The sequence below is a fragment of the Pseudomonas azotoformans genome, assembly GCF_900103345.1.
GTDB classification, from domain to species: Bacteria; Pseudomonadota; Gammaproteobacteria; order Pseudomonadales; family Pseudomonadaceae; genus Aquipseudomonas; species Aquipseudomonas azotoformans.
The window spans coordinates 5518641-5535492 of record NZ_LT629702.1 but is presented as its reverse complement, the minus strand read 5'-3'; the positions used below and the strand labels follow the sequence as shown (position 1 = coordinate 5535492).

The following is a 16852-nucleotide window of genomic DNA, read 5'->3' as shown; positions in this document are numbered from 1 at the left end:
GTTGATGCTAGGGGCAACTTCTCCTGGAGGACTGCCCCATGAATGGATCCACCACCTTTGACCTGCCCATCAGCGGCATGACCTGCGCCAGCTGTGCCGGCCGGGTCGAGCGCGCGCTGGGCAAGGTGCCGGGGGTGCAAAGCGTCAGCGTCAACCTGGCCAACGAACGCGCCCATGTTGAAGTGCTCGGCCAGATGGACCCCAGCGTGCTGATCGCCGCCGTCGACAAAGCCGGCTACACCGCCAGCCTGCCCCAAAGCGAAACCGCCACCGATGTTGATCAAGCACGACGCCTACACCGAGAGCGTTGGTCGTTGCTGCTGGCGATCCTGCTGGCACTGCCGCTGGTGTTGCCGATGCTGGTGGAGCCCTTCGGCCTGCACTGGATGCTGCCGGCCTGGGCGCAGTTCGCCCTGGCCACACCGGTGCAATTCATCTTCGGCGCACGCTTTTACATCGCCGCCTGGAAAGCCGTGCGGGCCGGTGCCGGCAATATGGACCTGCTGGTCGCCATCGGCACCAGCGCCGGTTACGGCCTGAGTATTTACGAATGGCTCACCGGTCACCCTGGCATGGCGCCGCACCTGTACTTCGAAGCCTCGGCGGTGGTGATCGCCCTGGTGCTGTTGGGCAAATACCTGGAGAGCCGCGCCAAGCGCCAGACCGCCAGCGCCATCCGCGCCCTCGAAGCCCTGCGCCCCGAGCGGGCGATTCGAGTGCTCGACGGCCGTGAAGAAGATGTCGCCATCAACGCGTTGAAACTCAATGACCTGGTGCTGGTAAAACCCGGCGAGCGCTTCCCGGTGGACGGTGAAGTGGTCGAAGGCCAAAGCCACGCCGACGAAGCGTTGATCAGCGGCGAAAGCCTGCCGGTGCCGAAGCAACCTGGCGACAAAGTCACCGGTGGCGCCATCAACGGCGAAGGCCGCCTGCTGGTACGCACCCTGGCCCTCGGCGCCGAAAGCGTGCTGGCGCGGATCATTCGCCTGGTGGAAGACGCCCAGGCCGCCAAGGCACCGATCCAGAAGCTAGTGGACAAAGTCAGCCAGGTGTTTGTCCCGGCCGTGCTGGTACTGGCATTGATCACCCTGGTGGGCTGGTGGTTGTACGGCGCGTCACTGGAGACCGCGATCATCAATGCGGTGGCTGTGTTGGTGATCGCCTGCCCCTGTGCCTTGGGCCTGGCCACACCGACTGCGATCATGGCCGGCACCGGGGTTGCCGCCCGCCACGGCATCCTGATCAAGGACGCCGAAGCCCTGGAGCGCGCCCATGAAGTGAGCGCCGTGGTTTTCGACAAGACCGGTACCCTCACCTCCGGCGCACCGAAAATCGCCCATCTGGCAGCCGTGGATGGCAACGAAGCGCTGCTGCTGCAACACGCCGGCGCGCTGCAACGCGGCAGTGAACACCCGTTGGCCAAAGCCGTATTGGATGCCTGTAACGAGCAAGGGTTGGAGGTAGCCGATGTGACAGCCAGCCAATCCCTGACCGGCCGCGGCATCGCCGGCACGCTGAATGGCCAGCAGTTGGCCCTGGGCAATCGCCGCCTGCTCGAAGAAAGCGGCTTGAATGCGGGCGACCTGGCTGACTCGGCCAAGGCTTGGGAGGCCGAAGGTCGCACCTTGTCCTGGCTGATCGCGCAAGGCGCCCAACCGCGAGTGCTGGGGCTGTTCGCTTTTGGCGATACGCTCAAGCCCGGCGCGCTGGAGGCGGTACAGCAACTCAAGGCCCAGCACATCAGCAGTCATTTACTCACCGGCGATAATCGTGGCAGCGCCCGCGTGGTCGCCGAGGCCTTGGGCATAGAGGATGTACACGCCGAAGTGCTGCCCGCCGACAAAGCCGCCACGGTCGCCGAACTGAAAAAAACCGGCGTGGTGGCCATGGTCGGCGACGGCATCAACGACGCCCCCGCCCTGGCCGCCGCCGATATCGGCATCGCCATGGGCGGTGGCACCGACGTGGCCATGCACGCGGCCGGTATCACCCTGATGCGCGGCGACCCGCGCCTGGTTCCGGCCGCACTGGAGATCAGCCGCAAGACCTACGCCAAGATCCGTCAGAACCTGTTCTGGGCCTTTGTGTATAACCTGATCGGCATTCCGCTGGCCGCATTCGGCCTGCTCAACCCGGTATTGGCCGGCGCAGCCATGGCCCTGTCGAGTGTCAGCGTGGTCAGCAATGCCTTACTGTTGAAGACTTGGAAACCCAAGGACCTGGAGGATCAACGCCCATGAACATCGGCCAAGCCGCACGCCAGAGCGGGCTCAGCGCCAAGATGATTCGTTACTACGAATCCATCGGCCTGCTCAAGGCCGCCCACCGCACCGACAGCGGCTATCGCGTGTACGGCGCGGATGACTTGCACACCCTGGCGTTTATCAAACGCTCGCGTGACCTGGGGTTTTCATTGGAGGAAGTCGGCAAGCTGCTCACCCTGTGGCAGGACCGCCAACGGGCCAGCGCCGACGTAAAAGCCTTGGCGCGCCAGCATATCGAAAAGTTGAACCAGAAGATCCTGGAGCTGGGGCAGTTGCGCGATACCTTGCAGGACCTGGTGGAGCACTGCCAGGGCGATCATCGCCCGGATTGTCCGATTCTCAAGGAGCTGGCGTCCGGAAGCTGCTGCGCCTGACCGAATGTACACAAATCCAATGTGGGAGGGGGCTTGCCCCCGATTGCAGTGGGTCAGCTACAGATAAGCCGGCTGATCCACCGCTATCGGGGGCAAGCCCCCTCCCACATTGTGATTTCCAGTTATCTGGAAATCACTGCATCCACGGCGGCGGCGGCGGTTCGTCCGGCACCTTGCTCGGCGGCGCATCGTCCGCCGCGCGAATCGCCTGGCGGCGCTCTTCATCCAACCGCGCCGCTTCGATCTCGCGGATCACACCGCCGACGTCCGCCAGTTCTTCCGGCTCGTCGAACTCGCCGGTCAAGACGCTGGCCGGGTGCAGGGTGCCGGCTTCATACAGCGCCCACATTTCCTTGGCGTACTTGGTCTTCTTCAATTCCGGGGCAAAGCGCCCGAAATAGGAAGCCATGTTGCCCACGTCCCGCTCCAGCATGCTGAACGCGTGGTTGTTGCCCGCCGCATCCACCGCCTGGGGCAGGTCGATGATCACCGGGCCGGTGGGCGTGAGCAGCACGTTGAACTCGGACAGGTCACCGTGCACCAGGCCGGTACACAGCATCAGCACGATCTGGGAAATCAGGAAGGCATGGTATTCACGCGCCTGGTCCGGCTCCAGCACCACGTCGTTCAGACGTGGCGCCGCGTCGCCGTACTCGTCGGCCACCAGTTCCATCAGCAGCACGCCTTCAAGGAAGTCGAACGGCTGGGGCACGCGAACGCCCGCACCGGCCAGGCGGAACAACGCCGCTACTTCGGCGTTCTGCCAGGCATCTTCGGTTTCTTTCTTGCCGAACTTGGAGCCCTTGGCCATGGCCCGGGCCTGCCGGCTGTTACGGACCTTACGGCCTTCCTGGTATTCGGACGCTTGACGAAAACTTCGTTTGTTCGCCTCCTTGTAAACCTTGGCGCAACGCAATTCGTTGCCGCAGCGCACCACATAAACAGCTGCTTCTTTACCACTCATGAGTGGGCGCAGCACTTCGTCGACCAGACCGTCTTCGATCAGGGGTTCAATGCGTTTAGGAGTCTTCATCAGCTTTTATTGTGGGTCCTTTATTACCAAATACGCGTATGGCACTCGTTATACGGCAATCAGCTCGTCGGTGGGAGAGGCTACCGACCGTTGATCGTTTAAGAATGCATCCAATATGCCAGTTTCAGCGCTCAATGATCGCCGTAACCCCCTGACCGCCCGCCGCGCAGATCGAAATCAGCCCACGCCCCTTGCCCGCCGCATCCAGCAGCTTGGCCAGATTGGCGACGATACGCCCACCGGTGGCGGCAAACGGATGACCGGCGGCCAGGGAACTGCCTTTCACGTTCAAGCGGCTACGGTCGATGGAACCCAAGGGGGCGTCAAGTCCCAGGCGCGTCTTGCAGTAGTCCGCATCTTCCCAGGCCTTTAGCGTGCACAACACTTGGGCAGCGAAGGCTTCGTGGATCTCGTAGTAATCGAAGTCCTGCAGCGTCAGACCATTCCTCGCCAGCAAGCGCGGTACCGCATACACCGGCGCCATCAGCAGGCCTTCGGCGCCGTTGACGAAGTCCACCGCTGCCGCTTCGCCATCGCGCAGGTACGCGAGGATCGGCAAGCCGCGCTCCTTGGCCCACGCTTCACTGCCCAAGAGCACCAGCGATGCGCCATCGGTGAGCGGCGTGGAGTTGCCGGCGGTAAGCGTGCCCTTTGCGCTGCGTTCGAAGGCGGGCTTGAGCACGGCGAGTTTTTCCAGGGTCAGGTCGGGGCGCAGGTTGTTGTCACGGGTCAGGCCGAGGAACGGCGTGAGCAAATCGTTGTGCCAACCCTCGGCATAGGCGGCGGCCATTTTCTGGTGGCTCTCCAGGGCCAACTGGTCCTGCTCGGCGCGGGGAATCTGCCAGGTCTGCGCCATCAATTCGCAGTGCTGGCCCATGGACAAACCGGTGCGCGGTTCGCCATTGCGCGGCAGTTCCGGCTTGAGGTGATGGGGGCGAAGTTGTAACAGGACTTTTAATTTATCCGCCATGGACTTGCTGCGGTTGGCTTGCAGCAAAATCTTGCGCAGCCCTTCATTCACCCCGATCGGCGCGTCGGAGGTGGTGTCGACGCCACCGGCAATCCCGCATTCGATCTGGCCCAGGGCGATCTTGTTGGCCACCAGCAGCGCCGCTTCCAGGCCGGTGCCGCAGGCCTGCTGAATGTCATAGGCCGGGGTTTGCGGCGACAGGCGCGAGCCCAGTACGCACTCGCGGGTCAGGTTGAAGTCGCGCGAATGCTTGAGCACCGCGCCGGCAGCCACTTCCCCCAGGCGCAGGCCGTGCAGGTTGTAGCGTTCGATCAGGCCTTCGAGGGCCGCGGTCAGCATTGCCTGGTTGCTCGCCGTGGCATAGGGGCCATTGGAGCGGGCGAAAGGAATGCGGTTACCGCCAATGATCGCTACACGGCGCAATTGAGTCATGGAAAGCTCCCTCTGTCTGTTGTGGGCTGGATTACTGAGCCTAGTCGAACGACTGCTACCCTGGGATGGTCAACCCTTTGAACCCCAGCCTTCGGAGAGCGTTCCATGTCTGACCGTTATATCGACTTCGCCAACTCAAGCCTCGGCCATCGCCTGGTCGCCGCCATTGGCCTGCCGTCGCCGGTACGCCTGGAACGCTGGCAAGCCGGGCGCCTGCGCCCGGTGGAAGGCGCATTGTTGCTGGGCGGCGGTGCACTGGTCAGCAAGGTGCAGGCGTTCGCCAACAAGCTCACCGACGCGATCTACACCTACGGCGCCGAGGCGTCTACCTGGATACCCGGCCACGGCCCCAAGCTCAAGGCCGTGGTGTTCGACGCCAGCGATTTGCAACACACCGACCAACTCAAGCAACTGCGCGAGTTCTTCCAGCCGTTGCTGAAAAACCTGGATAACAGCGCGCACCTGGTGATCCTCGGCCGTGCGCCGGAAAGCCTCGGCGACCCGTTTGCCGCCAGTGCCCAGCGCGCCCTGGAAGGTTTCAGCCGCTCGCTGGCCAAGGAGTTGCGCAACGGTGGCGTGCTGCAACTGCTGTATGTCGGCGACGGTGCCGAAGACCAGTTGGAAGGCGCCCTGCGTTTCTTCCTCTCGCCCAAAAGCGCCTATATCTCCGGCCAGGTGATCCGCCTGGAGGCCTGCGCCACGCCGGTCGAAGATTGGACACGGCCCCTGGCCGGGCGCAAGGCCCTCGTCACTGGCGCCGCCCGTGGCATTGGCGCATCCATCGCCGAAACCCTGGCCCGCGACGGCGCTGAGGTCATCCTGCTCGACGTGCCCCAGGCCAAGGCCGACCTCGACGCCCTGGCCGCACGCCTGGGCGCGCGCACTGTCGCGCTGGATATCTGCGCCGAAGACGCCGCCCGCCAATTGATCGAACACCTGCCGGATGGCCTCGACATCCTGGTGCACAACGCCGGTATCACCCGCGATAAGACTCTGGCCAACATGACCCCGGAATACTGGGACGCGGTGCTGGCCGTCAACCTCAATGCACCGCAGGTATTGACCCAGGCGCTGCTCGACAGCGGCACCCTGCATGACAACGCCCGCGTGGTGCTGCTGGCGTCGATCAGCGGCATCGCCGGCAACCGTGGGCAAACCAACTACGCGGCGAGCAAGGCTGGCTTGATCGGCCTCGCACAGGCCTGGGCGCCGCTGCTCAAGGCGCGCGGTATCAGTATCAACGCGGTGGCGCCGGGGTTTATCGAAACCCAGATGACCGCGCATATCCCGTTCGCCCTGCGTGAGGCCGGGCGACGCATGAGTTCGCTGGGCCAGGGCGGCCTGCCGCAGGACGTCGCCGAAGCGGTGGCCTGGCTGGGCCAACCGGGTTCCGGGGCGGTCAGCGGGCAAGCGCTGCGAGTGTGTGGGCAAAGTCTGCTGGGAGCGTAAGCATGCAATGGAAGACGTTAGACAGTGCACCATTCCTGCCGCCGCTGTATTGGCGTGCGGCCCTCAAGCGCAAGATCACGGGCCACACGCTGCCCGAGCACGGGTTGCGCTGCCGGATGAGCATCGACCCCAAGCAGGTGGCGGCCTACCGCAAGGTCTGTGGTTTTGCCGACAGCCCGATCCTGCCGGCTACGTATCCGCATATCCTGGCGTTCGGGCTCCAGATGCAGTTGCTCACCGATAAGCGCTTTCCTTTCCCCCTGCTGGGGTTGATTCACCTGAGTAACCGCATCCGTATTCATCGCCCCCTGGGGGGTGTGAGCGACCTGTCCGTGGCTGTACACGCGCAGAACCTAAAGCCCCACCCCAAGGGCGCAATGTTCGATCTGATCACCACGGTTGAAGATTCCCTCGGCCTGCTGTGGGAAGCCGAAAGCCGCATGCTGTGCCGGGGCGTGAAGCTGGAAGGAGAGTCAGAAGAGATCGCCCAACCGTCTCCCACCCACGTTAGCGAACTGACCCGCTGGAAAGCGCCTGCCGACATCGGCCGCCGTTATGCACGGGTCTCCGGCGACTACAACCCGATCCACCTCAGCGCCCTGACCGCCAGGCTGTTCGGCTTTCCCCAGGCCATCGCCCACGGGCTGTGGAACAAGGCGCACACCCTCGCAGCCCTGGGCGAACACCTGCCCGCCGCCAACATCGAGATCGACGTCGAGTTCAGGAAACCCGTGCGCCTGCCCGGTGAAGTGACGTTATTGGCCAGCGCCGCCGGTTCCAGCGGAGCGTTGTGGTTGAAAGGCGCTGGCGATATTGAACATATGGTAGGCAAGTGGCGGCCGATTGCATGAAACAAACAGCTTAATTGTATATATACACCCTAAGTAATAGCGGACTTTATGAGGTCCGCTTTTTTATTTAACCAATTGATTTATAACATATATACATCTTGATACATCCTTCCTCTACCCCCTTGGTATTAGTTGCTTAACCGGTAAAGCGCTGCCGTATATAAATCGTTAATACCAAGTAGAGCATTGAGAGAACGCATCGCCGGGGCTGTTATAGCCACACGGACAAACGCATCGCTATCCCCAGAAGTAGCGAGCGTTTGAAGACAACCAAGGTTGTACAGGTGCAAGGAACTCAATCATGAAAACTCAAGTCGTGTTTTGGAAAGCAAGTACCGCTCTGGCCCTGGCAGTAGCACTGGCACTCGGCGGCTGCAGCAGCGGTGGTGGCGGGCATCACAGTGGTGGTTCCTCCTCGGATGCGGGTGCGGGTGCGGGTGCGGGCACAGGTGGTGGCGGAACGGGCGGCGGCGGTACCGACCCAGGAACTAACCCAGGAACCAACCCAGGCACCGATCCTGGCACAAACCCAGGCGGCGGCACGACCCCACTGGTCACCGCCACCGTGGTCGATACCGTCGGCGACACCGTGACCGGCCTCGGCGGCACCGTCAGAAGCCTGGGCACCACCCTTGGCAGCCTGCCAATCGTAGGCGCCACTGCGGGCGGCCTGGTGAATGCCACCGGCAACGCGGTCGGCAGCATCGGCACCGGCCTGTCGGATGGCCTGGGCTCGCTTGGCACGGACAGCAATGCCTTGGGCAAAACCGTCGCCGGCGTGGCCAATGGGGTTTCCGACCTGGGCGATGGCGTGACCGTGACCGGTAGCAACGTCGCCACCCTGCTGGGAAAAGTGCCGGTCGTCAGCGGCGCGGCGCCGGTCGTCGGCAACGTCGTCGGCAGGGTCGGCAATGCCGTGACCATGCTGGGCGACACCCTGAGCACCGCCAGCACCACCGGGCCATTGGGCTCGGTGACCAACACCGTCGGCACGAAAGTGCTGGTGCCAGTGGTATCGCTGGTGGAAAACACCACCGGCAAAGTCGGTACCGCGACCGGTCTTGATAAGCCTGTGGGTGGGCTGCTGCAAAAAGTTGGTGATACTGTCGACGGCCTGGGCGACAAGGTCGCCGGCGCAGGCGGTACTGGCAACCCTGTGACGGGTGCGGTGGGCAACGTGCTCAATGGCGTCGGCACCGTGGTGAGCAAGGCTGACGGTTATGTCGACCCGGATGCGAATAACGGTGGTGGCAACAGCGGCGGTGGTACCGGCGGCGGCACCAACAAGCTGGGCCTGCCTGAACTCATCGGTGGCGTGATCGCCGGTGCTGGCAGCGGCCTGGATGCAGGCAGCAGCAATGGCGTGGTCAGCGCGACCGGCGTCACCGGTGTCAAAGCCGGCACCACCGTGGCCTCCCTGGGCACCCTCCTCGGCGGCAGCGGCGCTCCAAACATGGCGGCAGGCACCCCCGTTGCCGGGCTGACCAGCCAGATCGGCGGTGCACTCAACCCCGTCACCAGCGGCGTACAGAGCCTGACCCAAAACGTCGGCAACGCCACCGGACTGGGTGGCCCGGTCAACGGCCTGGTCGCTAATGTCGGTGGCGCCGTCAGCAGCCTGGGCGGGCAAATCAGCGGAACCCACGCCAACCCGGTTACCAACGCCCTGGGCGGCACCGTGACCGCAGTGGGTGACACCGTGGCTTCGATCGGCGGCCTGGTCACCGGCGGCACCAACACCGGTGGTGGCGTGCTCGGCGGTGGCCTCAATGTGGGTGCCGGTGCATCGGCGGGTGCAGGGGCCGGCGCCAATGCTAATGGTGGTGTTCTGGGCGGGCTGCTGGGTGGCCTGACCGGCAAAAAATAGAATTGCACCTGGCCGATTAGACGGCCTCACCTACAGCGCCTACGCTTGGTTGAGACGAGAGACCCCACTAAGTCTCTCGTCTTTTTTTATGGGTCAGTGATCGATCCCTGAGAACACCCGAACCGCGCCCCCAGAGCCCGGCGGAATCTGCAAAACGCTGCTGCAGTTTTGACCATGGAGTGTCCTATGCGCGCTTTGACGCCGTTGTTATTGCTCACCCTCAGTGCTTACGCCCACGCCGATACCCTACCCACTTTCCTCAATAGCAACGACACCATCCGCAACCTGCCCGTGCCCAACCTGCCCGTCGACGCCTACCGGCCCGCCTCCACGCCCACCCAGGTGCCAACGCCGGCGCCCACCGCAGGGCAGCCGTTGATGATGGACACCAAGGTCACCATTCGCAAACTGCAGATCGACGGCGGCACCGTCTACCCGCTCAAGGACGTCGCCCAGGCATTCGCGCCCCTGATCGGCCATGAAACCAACCTGGCGCAATTGATCGAAGCCACCCGCAGCATCACCCGGCGTTACCAGGAAGACGGCTACTTGCTGTCCTATGCCTTCCTGCCGGAACAACGCTTCGAAGGCGGCCTGGTGCAGGTGGTGCTGGTGGAGGGCTACATCCGTGATTATCAACTGCAAGGCGATATCGGTTCGGTCTCCTCCTATGTCGACAAACTGGCGGGAAAACTCCAGGCCGAACGCCCGCTGACGCGCAAGACGTTCGAGCGCTACACCACGCTGATGAGTGCGATCCCAGGCCTGACCGTGCAGGCTCAGGTGCCACCTCCGAGCACCACCGATGGCGGCACTCATATGCAAGTCACCGCCAGCCGCAAGCCCGTCACCACCAGCATGAGCCTCAACCAGGCCAGCCGTGGCGGCACCCAGGCGCTGCTGACCGGCACCAGCAATTCCTGGACATCCATGGGCGAGCAGTTGAGCATCAGTGGCCTGTTTCCGCCTGGCGAAGACAAAGAGCATTACTACCGCGCAACGTATAGCCAGTTCATCAATGCAGAGGGCACCCAACTTGCTCTCTCGGGGGAACGCTACCGCGCCGCCCCACACACCCGCCTGCAACTGGGCGATGGCGTGGAACTCAAACCCCACCAGGAAATCGACCGTTACTCCATTGGGGTCAGCCACCCGTTTATCGCCTCGCCCAGCGAATCGTTGAGCCTGGGAACCCGCCTCTATGCCGTCGACCAGACCAACCGATACAAGCTGAACGGTTTCCCTCAGCGTTTCGAGCTGGAAACCAACCTGCGCGCGCTGGCCTTCGAGGGCGACTGGCGCAAAGCCGACAGCACGCAGTTGCGCATCATCAGCGGCGGCCTCTACCAAGGCATCAACGGCATGGGTGCCAAGACACGCACCGACTTCGGCGGCCTCAAGCCCGACCTCGACTTCTTCCGCCTGCGCCTGTCCGGCGTGCAGAGCAACAAGCTGTTCGGCAATTGGCAAGGTGTGCTCTCCGGCGCGTTCTACTGGAGCAACGACTATCTGCCGGACAGCGAGCGTGCCACCTTCGGCGGGCAGAGTTTCGGCCGCGGCTACCCTGATGACCAAGGCTCGGGCGACAAAGGCTGGGGCGTGGCTTACGAGGTCAACTACAGCTACAACCGCGCCGGTGATTGGGTGAAAATCCTGCAACCCTATGTGGTGTTCGACCGCGCCAAGACCTGGTTCAACGACCTGCCGGTCAAGGGCAATGACCTGTCATCGGCGGCGCTGGGCCTGCGCTTTGGCGACGCCAAGTACTACAACATAGCGCTGGAAGCCGCCAAGCCGATGTCGGACGAAGCCCTGGACAGCTTCGATCGGCGGCCGCGCTATTCGCTGAGCTTCAGCTACCAGCTCTGATTTGTGGTGAGCGGGCTGCTGTGTTGAGCAGGCTTGCTGTGGTGAGCGGGCTTGTTGTGGTGAGCGGGCTTGCCCCGCGTTGGAGTGCGCAGCACTCCCGCTTTTACCAGGCCAGCTCACTACACCGTTTTGGGAAGGGGAAAAAGGTTGTTCAACGTATCGATCAACCGCACCAGGTAGATCGGCTTGCGAAACAGGTCCAGCACCTGCAGGCGCAGCATGTCGCTCACATCATCCATTTCGGCATGACCCGACATCACAATCACCGGCAAGTGCGAGCGTGAGGTGTGTTCGCGTAGGCGCTTGATCAAGGAAATGCCACTTTCCTCGGGCATGCGCAGGTCGGTGATCACCAGGGCGATGTCGGGGTGAAGTGTCAATTCTTGCAGGGCGAACGTGACGGAGTTGGCGGTAAAACAGACAAATCCCTCGTTTCCGAGGGATTCGGCAAGTTCGATCAGGGCGTCCTCTTCATCGTCCACCAATAGAATTTGCTGGCGCGCAGAAGACTGTTCGCTCATAGCCGTACCTGAAGAAAGTGAGCCGCCGCAAGGGTAACCACAAGTTGAATTAACTCAGGTCGCCGTCGTCATTTTGTTAGCAATCGAGTTGAACACGGAAGCAACTTTAGCGCCAAGCCCAGAGCCGGCGCCGACAATAACGAGTGCAACCAGCGCAACGATAATCGCGTACTCAATACCTGAGGCACCCTCTTTACGCTTAAAGAATAGCTGCGTCTGAACATAAATCTTCAACATCAGGTCAAGGAACATAAGACTTCTCCCTAAAACGCCACTGAAAGCCGGAAAGGCTCTAACACCAAAGGATCGCGGCGTGCCACTAGAGCATTGTCAACAAACCCCAGCCTCACAACTGTAAGAACGGATTAATCAGAAAGTATTAGTCGTAAAGTTGGTGCCACACCACCACTATTTAAACGGGGCCTTTTAGCCCTCAGATAAATTTTCTTGGCGGTAATGGCATTTCGTCCTAGCTGAGCTACCTTCAAATAGCCAAATCGTTAGATGTTCATCACAGCCAGGTTGCGGATTAACCCGTTTGGATTAACAGGGTGTGCAGTGCAACGGGAAAGGGAGAGCCGTCATGAACAGTCGCATCAGCATGGTCCTGGCCGGCTTGTTGCTGATCGGGGCATTGATCGCCGGGTACTGGGGGCTTGTATTGAGCCGCGCACCTGAGCCCGTTGCAGCGCCTCCCGCACCTGTCATTTCCGTCGAAAAAACCCTTGCCGCCGCTGAAGACCAGACCCGTCGGCCGGTGGTCGTCCTGCTGCATGACGTGCCTGCCTTTACGCCACTGACCGCCGCCGACCTGTCCGTCGAGAAACTACGCACCGTGCCCGCCGGCAGCCTGACTCAGCTCGAGCAGGCCATCGGCCGCATACCCCTGAGAACCCTCGGCGCCGGCACCTGGCTCACCGAAGACAGCTTTAGCGCTGGCGGCCCCCTCGCTCGCATGATCCGCCCCAACGAACGCGCGCTGGCCGTGGCCGTGGATGAGGTGGTCGGTGCCGGCGGCCAATTGAGCCCAGGCGATTACGTGGATGTGCTGCTGTTCCTGCGCCAGGATGCCGGCAACGCCGAACAGTCGGCGCAGATCGTCCTTCCGGCCATGCGCCTGCTCAGCGTTGGCGATCAATTGGGCCTGGCCAACGATGGCAAACCGGCAGTGCCACCACCGGCTACCGCCGAAGAACGCGCCCAGGCCATCCAACGCCGACTCGCCGCACGCACTGTGGTGCTGGCCGTGCCGGAGCCTTTGTTAAGCCGCCTGATGCTCGCGTCTCAAGCCGGGACCTTGCGCCTGGCCGTGCGCAGTGCCGAGGAACAACTGCTCAGCCGCTACTGGGCCGGTGAAGACGACACCGCGCAAAAGCTGGAAAGTGCCAACCGTGACCTTTACCAGTTCACTCAACTGGCGTTGAGCGCCCCGCCCAAGCGCGTCGTGCCGGCTGGCGTCACGCCTGGCGTACGCCGTGGCATCGAAGTGATTCGCGGCGCCCAAGCGGCGCCACAAACCCCGTGATCGAACAAGGATGCCTTGAATGAGCCATCGCTACGCACCCATGTTCACGCAGCTGGCCTGCGCCTTGATGCTGTCGAGCCTGCCGATCGGCATGGCACTGGCAGCGCCGGGCAATTGCAGCACCCTGGGCCAGTTGCCCGCCGTGGTCGAGGTGGGAGAAGGCCTGCAACAGGAACTGCAATCCCCCGTGGCAATCACGCGCCTGGCCATCGGCGACCCGAAGATCGCCGATGTGCGGGTCAACGGTGACCGTCACTTCCTGCTCACCGGTGTCAGCAGCGGCGCCACCAGCCTGCTGGTGTGGACCGCCTGCGCCAGCGCGCCGCGCCAGAGCATGGTGTTCGTCAAGGGCAAGGCCACCTCGGCGCTGACCAGTGTGTCGCTGTCGCCCTCGCAAGACCCGTTGCTGCCCAGCCAGGTGCAGACCGATATCCGCTTCGTGGAAGTCAGCCGTACCAAGCTCAAGGAAGCCAGCACGAAGTTTCTCGGCGTGGGCACCAATTTTTTCCTCGGTAGCCCCAGCCTTCTTTCGCCCTCCGAGGGTGTCTTCAAGCTGCCGGTGAGCACGGACAATTTCAACGTCGGCTTTGGCGGCGGCCGGGTCAAAGCCATGATCAACGCCCTGGAACGCAGCGGTTTTGCCTACACCCTGGCACGCCCAAGCCTGGTGGCCATGAGCGGGCAGAGCGCATCCTTCCTGGCCGGCGGTGAAGTGCCCATCCCGGTGCCCAGCGCCGGCAGCGATACCATCTCCATCGAATACAAAGAGTTCGGCATTCGCCTGACCCTGACCCCCACCGTGATTGACCGCAACCGCATCACCCTCAAGGTGGCGCCGGAAGTCAGCGAACTGGACTACAGCAACGCGATACAGATCCAAGGCATCCAGGTGCCGGCCCTGACCGTACGCCGCACCGACACCAGCGTGTCCCTGGCCGATGGCGAAAGTTTTGTGATCAGCGGCCTGATCAGCACCAACAACCGCTCTAGCATCGACAAATTTCCAGGGCTGGGTGATATCCCGATCCTCGGTGCGTTTTTCCGTGACTCCACGATCAGCCGAGAAGAAAAAGAGCTGTTGATGATCGTCACGCCGCACCTGGTGCAGCCGTTGGCCGCCAACGCCCAACTGCCCTCCTTGCCTGGCGAAAAACTGCGCAGCTACGACCCGAACTGGTACCGGCTGTTCTTCCTGGAAAACGGCAACTTCGACCGTCGCACTGGACTTTCCCAATGAGCGATAGCCTGAGCCAGACCTTCCTCGCCATCACCCGCAACACCACCGACCTTGAGTGGCTGCAGGGTGCGCTCGCGCCGCTAGGCCAGGTAGTGAGCGCCGGCACCGGCAGCCTGGACGAACTGTTGGCGCTGGTGGACGTGACCTTCGCCAACCTGGTGTTCGTCGGCCTGGACCGCGAAAACCTGGTGGCCCAGAGCGCACTGATCGAAGGTGCCCTGGAAGCCAAGCCGATGCTCGCCGTGGTCGCCTTGGGCGATGGTATGGACAACCAGCTTGTCCTGAATGCCATGCGTGCCGGCGCCCGCGACTTTGTCGCCTACGGCTCGCGCTCCAGCGAAGTGGCCGGCCTGGTGCGGCGCCTGAGCAAGCGCCTGCCGACGGTGGCTCCGCATGCACAACTGGGCGGCTTGACCGTGCTGTTCGGCACCCAAAGCAACGCGGATGGTGCAATGCTGGCCACTCACCTGGCGCTGGTGGTGCAGAAGAGCGGGCAGCAGACCCTGCTGCTCGACCTGGGCCTGCCACGCAGCGACAGCCTGGCGCTGCTGGGCCTGGAGAGCACGTTCAATTTCGGCGATGCGCTGCGGCATCTGCGCCGCCTCGACACCACCATGATCAACAGCGCGTTCACCACCGCCCTGGATGGCCTGCGCATCCTGGCGTACGCCACCGGTGATGAACCACTCAAACTCACCAGCGCCGCCGAGCTGTACATGTTGCTCAGCGCCTTGCGCCAACACTTCCAGCACATCGTCGTCAACATTACCGGTCAGCCGGACAGCGAAGCCCTGCGCACCTTTGTCGGCCATTGCGACAAACTGCTGTGGTGTACCGATCAGAACGTGCTGGACTGCCGCCGCAACCTGGCAGTGATCAACCGCTGGCGCGAGAAAGGCATGAAGCTCGATCACGCCAAGCTAGTGGTGGACCGCTATATCAAAGCCTGCGCGCCGGACACCGAAGCCCTGGAGAAAAGCTTCGGCCTGGAGTGCGTCGCCGTGCTGCCCCTGAGCGCCGAATTGCGCCTGAATGTGAAAAACCAGGGCCAGACCCTGTTCGCCCTGGCGCCACGCGAACCCTTGACCCAGGCCGTACGTGCCTTGGGCGAGCGCCTGGCAAAACGCTCCGAGGGTTTGGCAAAGCCCTCGATGCGCTGGTTTGAACGCTTCCTGGGGTCCGGACGATGAGCGGCGAAAAACTGTTTGGCGGCCCAGCCCGCGCTGCCGGTGGCAACACCGATCACGATGGCCTGAAACTGGTGCTGCACCGCTACATCATCGACGCCATCGAGGAGTCGGGCAAGAACCTGCTCGAAGGTACACGCCAATCCCTGGCGCAATTTGTCATCGACAAGGTCTCCGAATACATCACGCGCATGCGCCTGGCGATCTCACGCTATGAGATGGAGCGCCTGGCCGAAGAGATCGTCGACGAACTCACCGGTTTCGGCCCACTGGAAGTGCTGCTGCGTGACCCTTCGATCACCGAAATCCTGGTCAACGGGCCACATCGGGTCTTCATCGAACGTGATGGTTTGCTGCACCAGAGCGACCTGCGCTTCATCGACGACCACCATGTGGAGCGCGTGATGCAACGCATCTTGGCGCCGCTGGGCCGACGCCTGGATGAGTCTTCGCCAATGGTGGATGCGCGCCTGCCCGACGGTAGCCGGGTCAATGCGATCATCCCGCCGATTGCCCTGGATGGCCCGTGCCTGTCGATTCGAAAATTCCGCAAAGACATGCTCAAGAGCACTGACCTGGTCGCCATGCAGACCATCGACCAGAGCATTTTCGAGTTCTTCCAGGAGGCCGTGGGCAAGCGCTGCAATATCCTGATCAGCGGCGGCACCGGCACCGGCAAGACCACGCTGTTGAATATCCTCAGCCAGTTGATCAACCCCCACGAGCGCCTGGTGACCATCGAAGACGTCGCCGAATTGCAATTGGGCCACCCCCACGTGGTACGCCTGGAAACCCGGCCGCCCAACGCCGAGGGCCACGGCGAAGTCAAGTCCAGCGACCTGATCCGCAACGCCCTGCGGATGCGCCCGGACCGCATCATCCTGGGCGAGATCCGTGGTGTCGAAGTACTCGACGTGATGACGGCGATGAACACCGGCCACGACGGTTCCATGAGCACCGTGCACGCCAACAACGCCCAGGATGCGTTGCTGCGCCTGGAAACCCTGGTGGGCCTGACCGGGCGGGTAATCGCCGAAAAAACCCTGCGCCAGATGATCTGCGCCGCACTGGACGTGATCATCCAACTGACGCGCATGCCCGACGGCCGTCGCTGCGTGAGCGAAGTGGTGGAAGTGGTCGGTGTGCGTGATGACGTGTACGTCACCAATACCCTGTTCCGCCTGGACCGGCGCACCGGCTTTGGCTTCCTGCGCGAAGCGCTCAACCCGGCCGGCGACAAACTGCGCCGCGAATCGGCGTTGCAGTCCTAGGG

At 62.8% G+C, this 16852-nt stretch carries 14 protein-coding genes; 10 read left to right on the top strand and 4 right to left on the bottom strand.

Features of this window, described 5'->3' with window-relative positions:
- Positions 1 to 38: 38 nt before the first annotated feature.
- Positions 39 to 2240, top strand: a complete 2202-nt coding sequence (locus tag BLR69_RS24975; RefSeq protein ID WP_071493039.1) for a heavy metal translocating P-type ATPase — start codon at positions 39 to 41, stop codon at positions 2238 to 2240.
- Entirely contained in the window at positions 2237 to 2638 is a 402-nt protein-coding gene (gene cueR / locus BLR69_RS24970; protein WP_071493038.1) for a Cu(I)-responsive transcriptional regulator, read from the top strand. Before BLR69_RS24975 ends, cueR begins: the two co-directional genes overlap by 4 nt.
- A gap of 133 nt (positions 2639 to 2771) precedes the next feature.
- On the opposite strand, the gene BLR69_RS24965 is transcribed toward cueR, so the two are convergent.
- Both BLR69_RS24965 and BLR69_RS24960 read right to left on the bottom strand, forming a co-directional pair.
- Positions 2772 to 3671, bottom strand: a complete 900-nt coding sequence (locus BLR69_RS24965) for a PA4780 family RIO1-like protein kinase (RefSeq protein ID WP_014716761.1) — start codon at positions 3669 to 3671, stop codon at positions 2772 to 2774.
- A 124-nt stretch (positions 3672 to 3795) separates the two neighbouring features.
- On the bottom strand, positions 3796 to 5073 hold the full coding sequence (locus BLR69_RS24960) for an acetyl-CoA C-acetyltransferase (protein ID WP_071493037.1): 1278 nt from the start codon (positions 5071 to 5073) through the stop codon (positions 3796 to 3798).
- A gap of 105 nt (positions 5074 to 5178) precedes the next feature.
- On the opposite strand from BLR69_RS24960, the gene BLR69_RS24955 reads away from it, so the two are divergent.
- The 4 genes from BLR69_RS24955 to BLR69_RS24940 all read left to right on the top strand — a co-directional run bounded on the left by BLR69_RS24955 (position 5179) and on the right by BLR69_RS24940 (position 11109).
- Complete coding sequence (locus BLR69_RS24955; RefSeq protein WP_071493036.1) at positions 5179 to 6522, top strand: 3-oxoacyl-ACP reductase; 1344 nt, start codon at positions 5179 to 5181, stop codon at positions 6520 to 6522.
- Positions 6523 to 6524: 2 nt separating this feature from the next.
- On the top strand, positions 6525 to 7373 hold the full coding sequence (locus tag BLR69_RS24950) for a MaoC family dehydratase (RefSeq protein WP_071493035.1): 849 nt from the start codon (positions 6525 to 6527) through the stop codon (positions 7371 to 7373).
- 301 nt (positions 7374 to 7674) lie between these two features.
- Positions 7675 to 9240 carry a collagen-like triple helix repeat-containing protein gene (locus tag BLR69_RS24945; protein ID WP_071493034.1) on the top strand — a complete coding sequence of 522 codons (1566 nt, stop codon included), beginning with the start codon at positions 7675 to 7677 and terminating at the stop codon, positions 9238 to 9240.
- A 186-nt stretch (positions 9241 to 9426) separates the two neighbouring features.
- Complete coding sequence (locus BLR69_RS24940) at positions 9427 to 11109, top strand: ShlB/FhaC/HecB family hemolysin secretion/activation protein (protein WP_071493033.1); 1683 nt, start codon at positions 9427 to 9429, stop codon at positions 11107 to 11109.
- A 119-nt stretch (positions 11110 to 11228) separates the two neighbouring features.
- On the opposite strand, the gene BLR69_RS24935 is transcribed toward BLR69_RS24940, so the two are convergent.
- Together BLR69_RS24935 and BLR69_RS24930 are read right to left on the bottom strand one after the other, a co-directional pair.
- Positions 11229 to 11630: a response regulator gene (locus BLR69_RS24935; RefSeq protein WP_071493032.1), complete on the bottom strand. Its 402-nt coding sequence runs from the start codon at positions 11628 to 11630 to the stop codon at positions 11229 to 11231.
- Between the two features lie 54 nt (positions 11631 to 11684).
- Complete coding sequence (locus BLR69_RS24930) at positions 11685 to 11882, bottom strand: Flp family type IVb pilin (protein ID WP_071493031.1); 198 nt, start codon at positions 11880 to 11882, stop codon at positions 11685 to 11687.
- A 331-nt stretch (positions 11883 to 12213) separates the two neighbouring features.
- Here BLR69_RS24930 and cpaB point away from each other — a divergent pair, with 331 nt between their 5' ends.
- Genes cpaB through BLR69_RS24910 form a run of 4 tightly spaced genes read left to right on the top strand, consistent with a single transcriptional unit; the run spans position 12214 to position 16850 of the window.
- The gene (gene cpaB, locus BLR69_RS24925; protein WP_071493030.1) at positions 12214 to 13155 is read left to right on the top strand and encodes a Flp pilus assembly protein CpaB; all 942 of its coding nucleotides are present in this window, start codon (positions 12214 to 12216) and stop codon (positions 13153 to 13155) included.
- Between the two features lie 19 nt (positions 13156 to 13174).
- Positions 13175 to 14392, top strand: a complete 1218-nt coding sequence (locus BLR69_RS24920) for a type II and III secretion system protein family protein (RefSeq protein ID WP_071493029.1) — start codon at positions 13175 to 13177, stop codon at positions 14390 to 14392.
- On the top strand, positions 14389 to 15582 hold the full coding sequence (locus tag BLR69_RS24915) for a pilus assembly protein (protein WP_071493028.1): 1194 nt from the start codon (positions 14389 to 14391) through the stop codon (positions 15580 to 15582). The genes BLR69_RS24920 and BLR69_RS24915 overlap by 4 nt, the downstream gene beginning before the upstream one ends.
- Positions 15579 to 16850: a CpaF family protein gene (locus BLR69_RS24910; protein WP_071493027.1), complete on the top strand. Its 1272-nt coding sequence runs from the start codon at positions 15579 to 15581 to the stop codon at positions 16848 to 16850. Before BLR69_RS24915 ends, BLR69_RS24910 begins: the two co-directional genes overlap by 4 nt.
- The last annotated feature ends 2 nt before the right edge of the window (positions 16851 to 16852 follow it).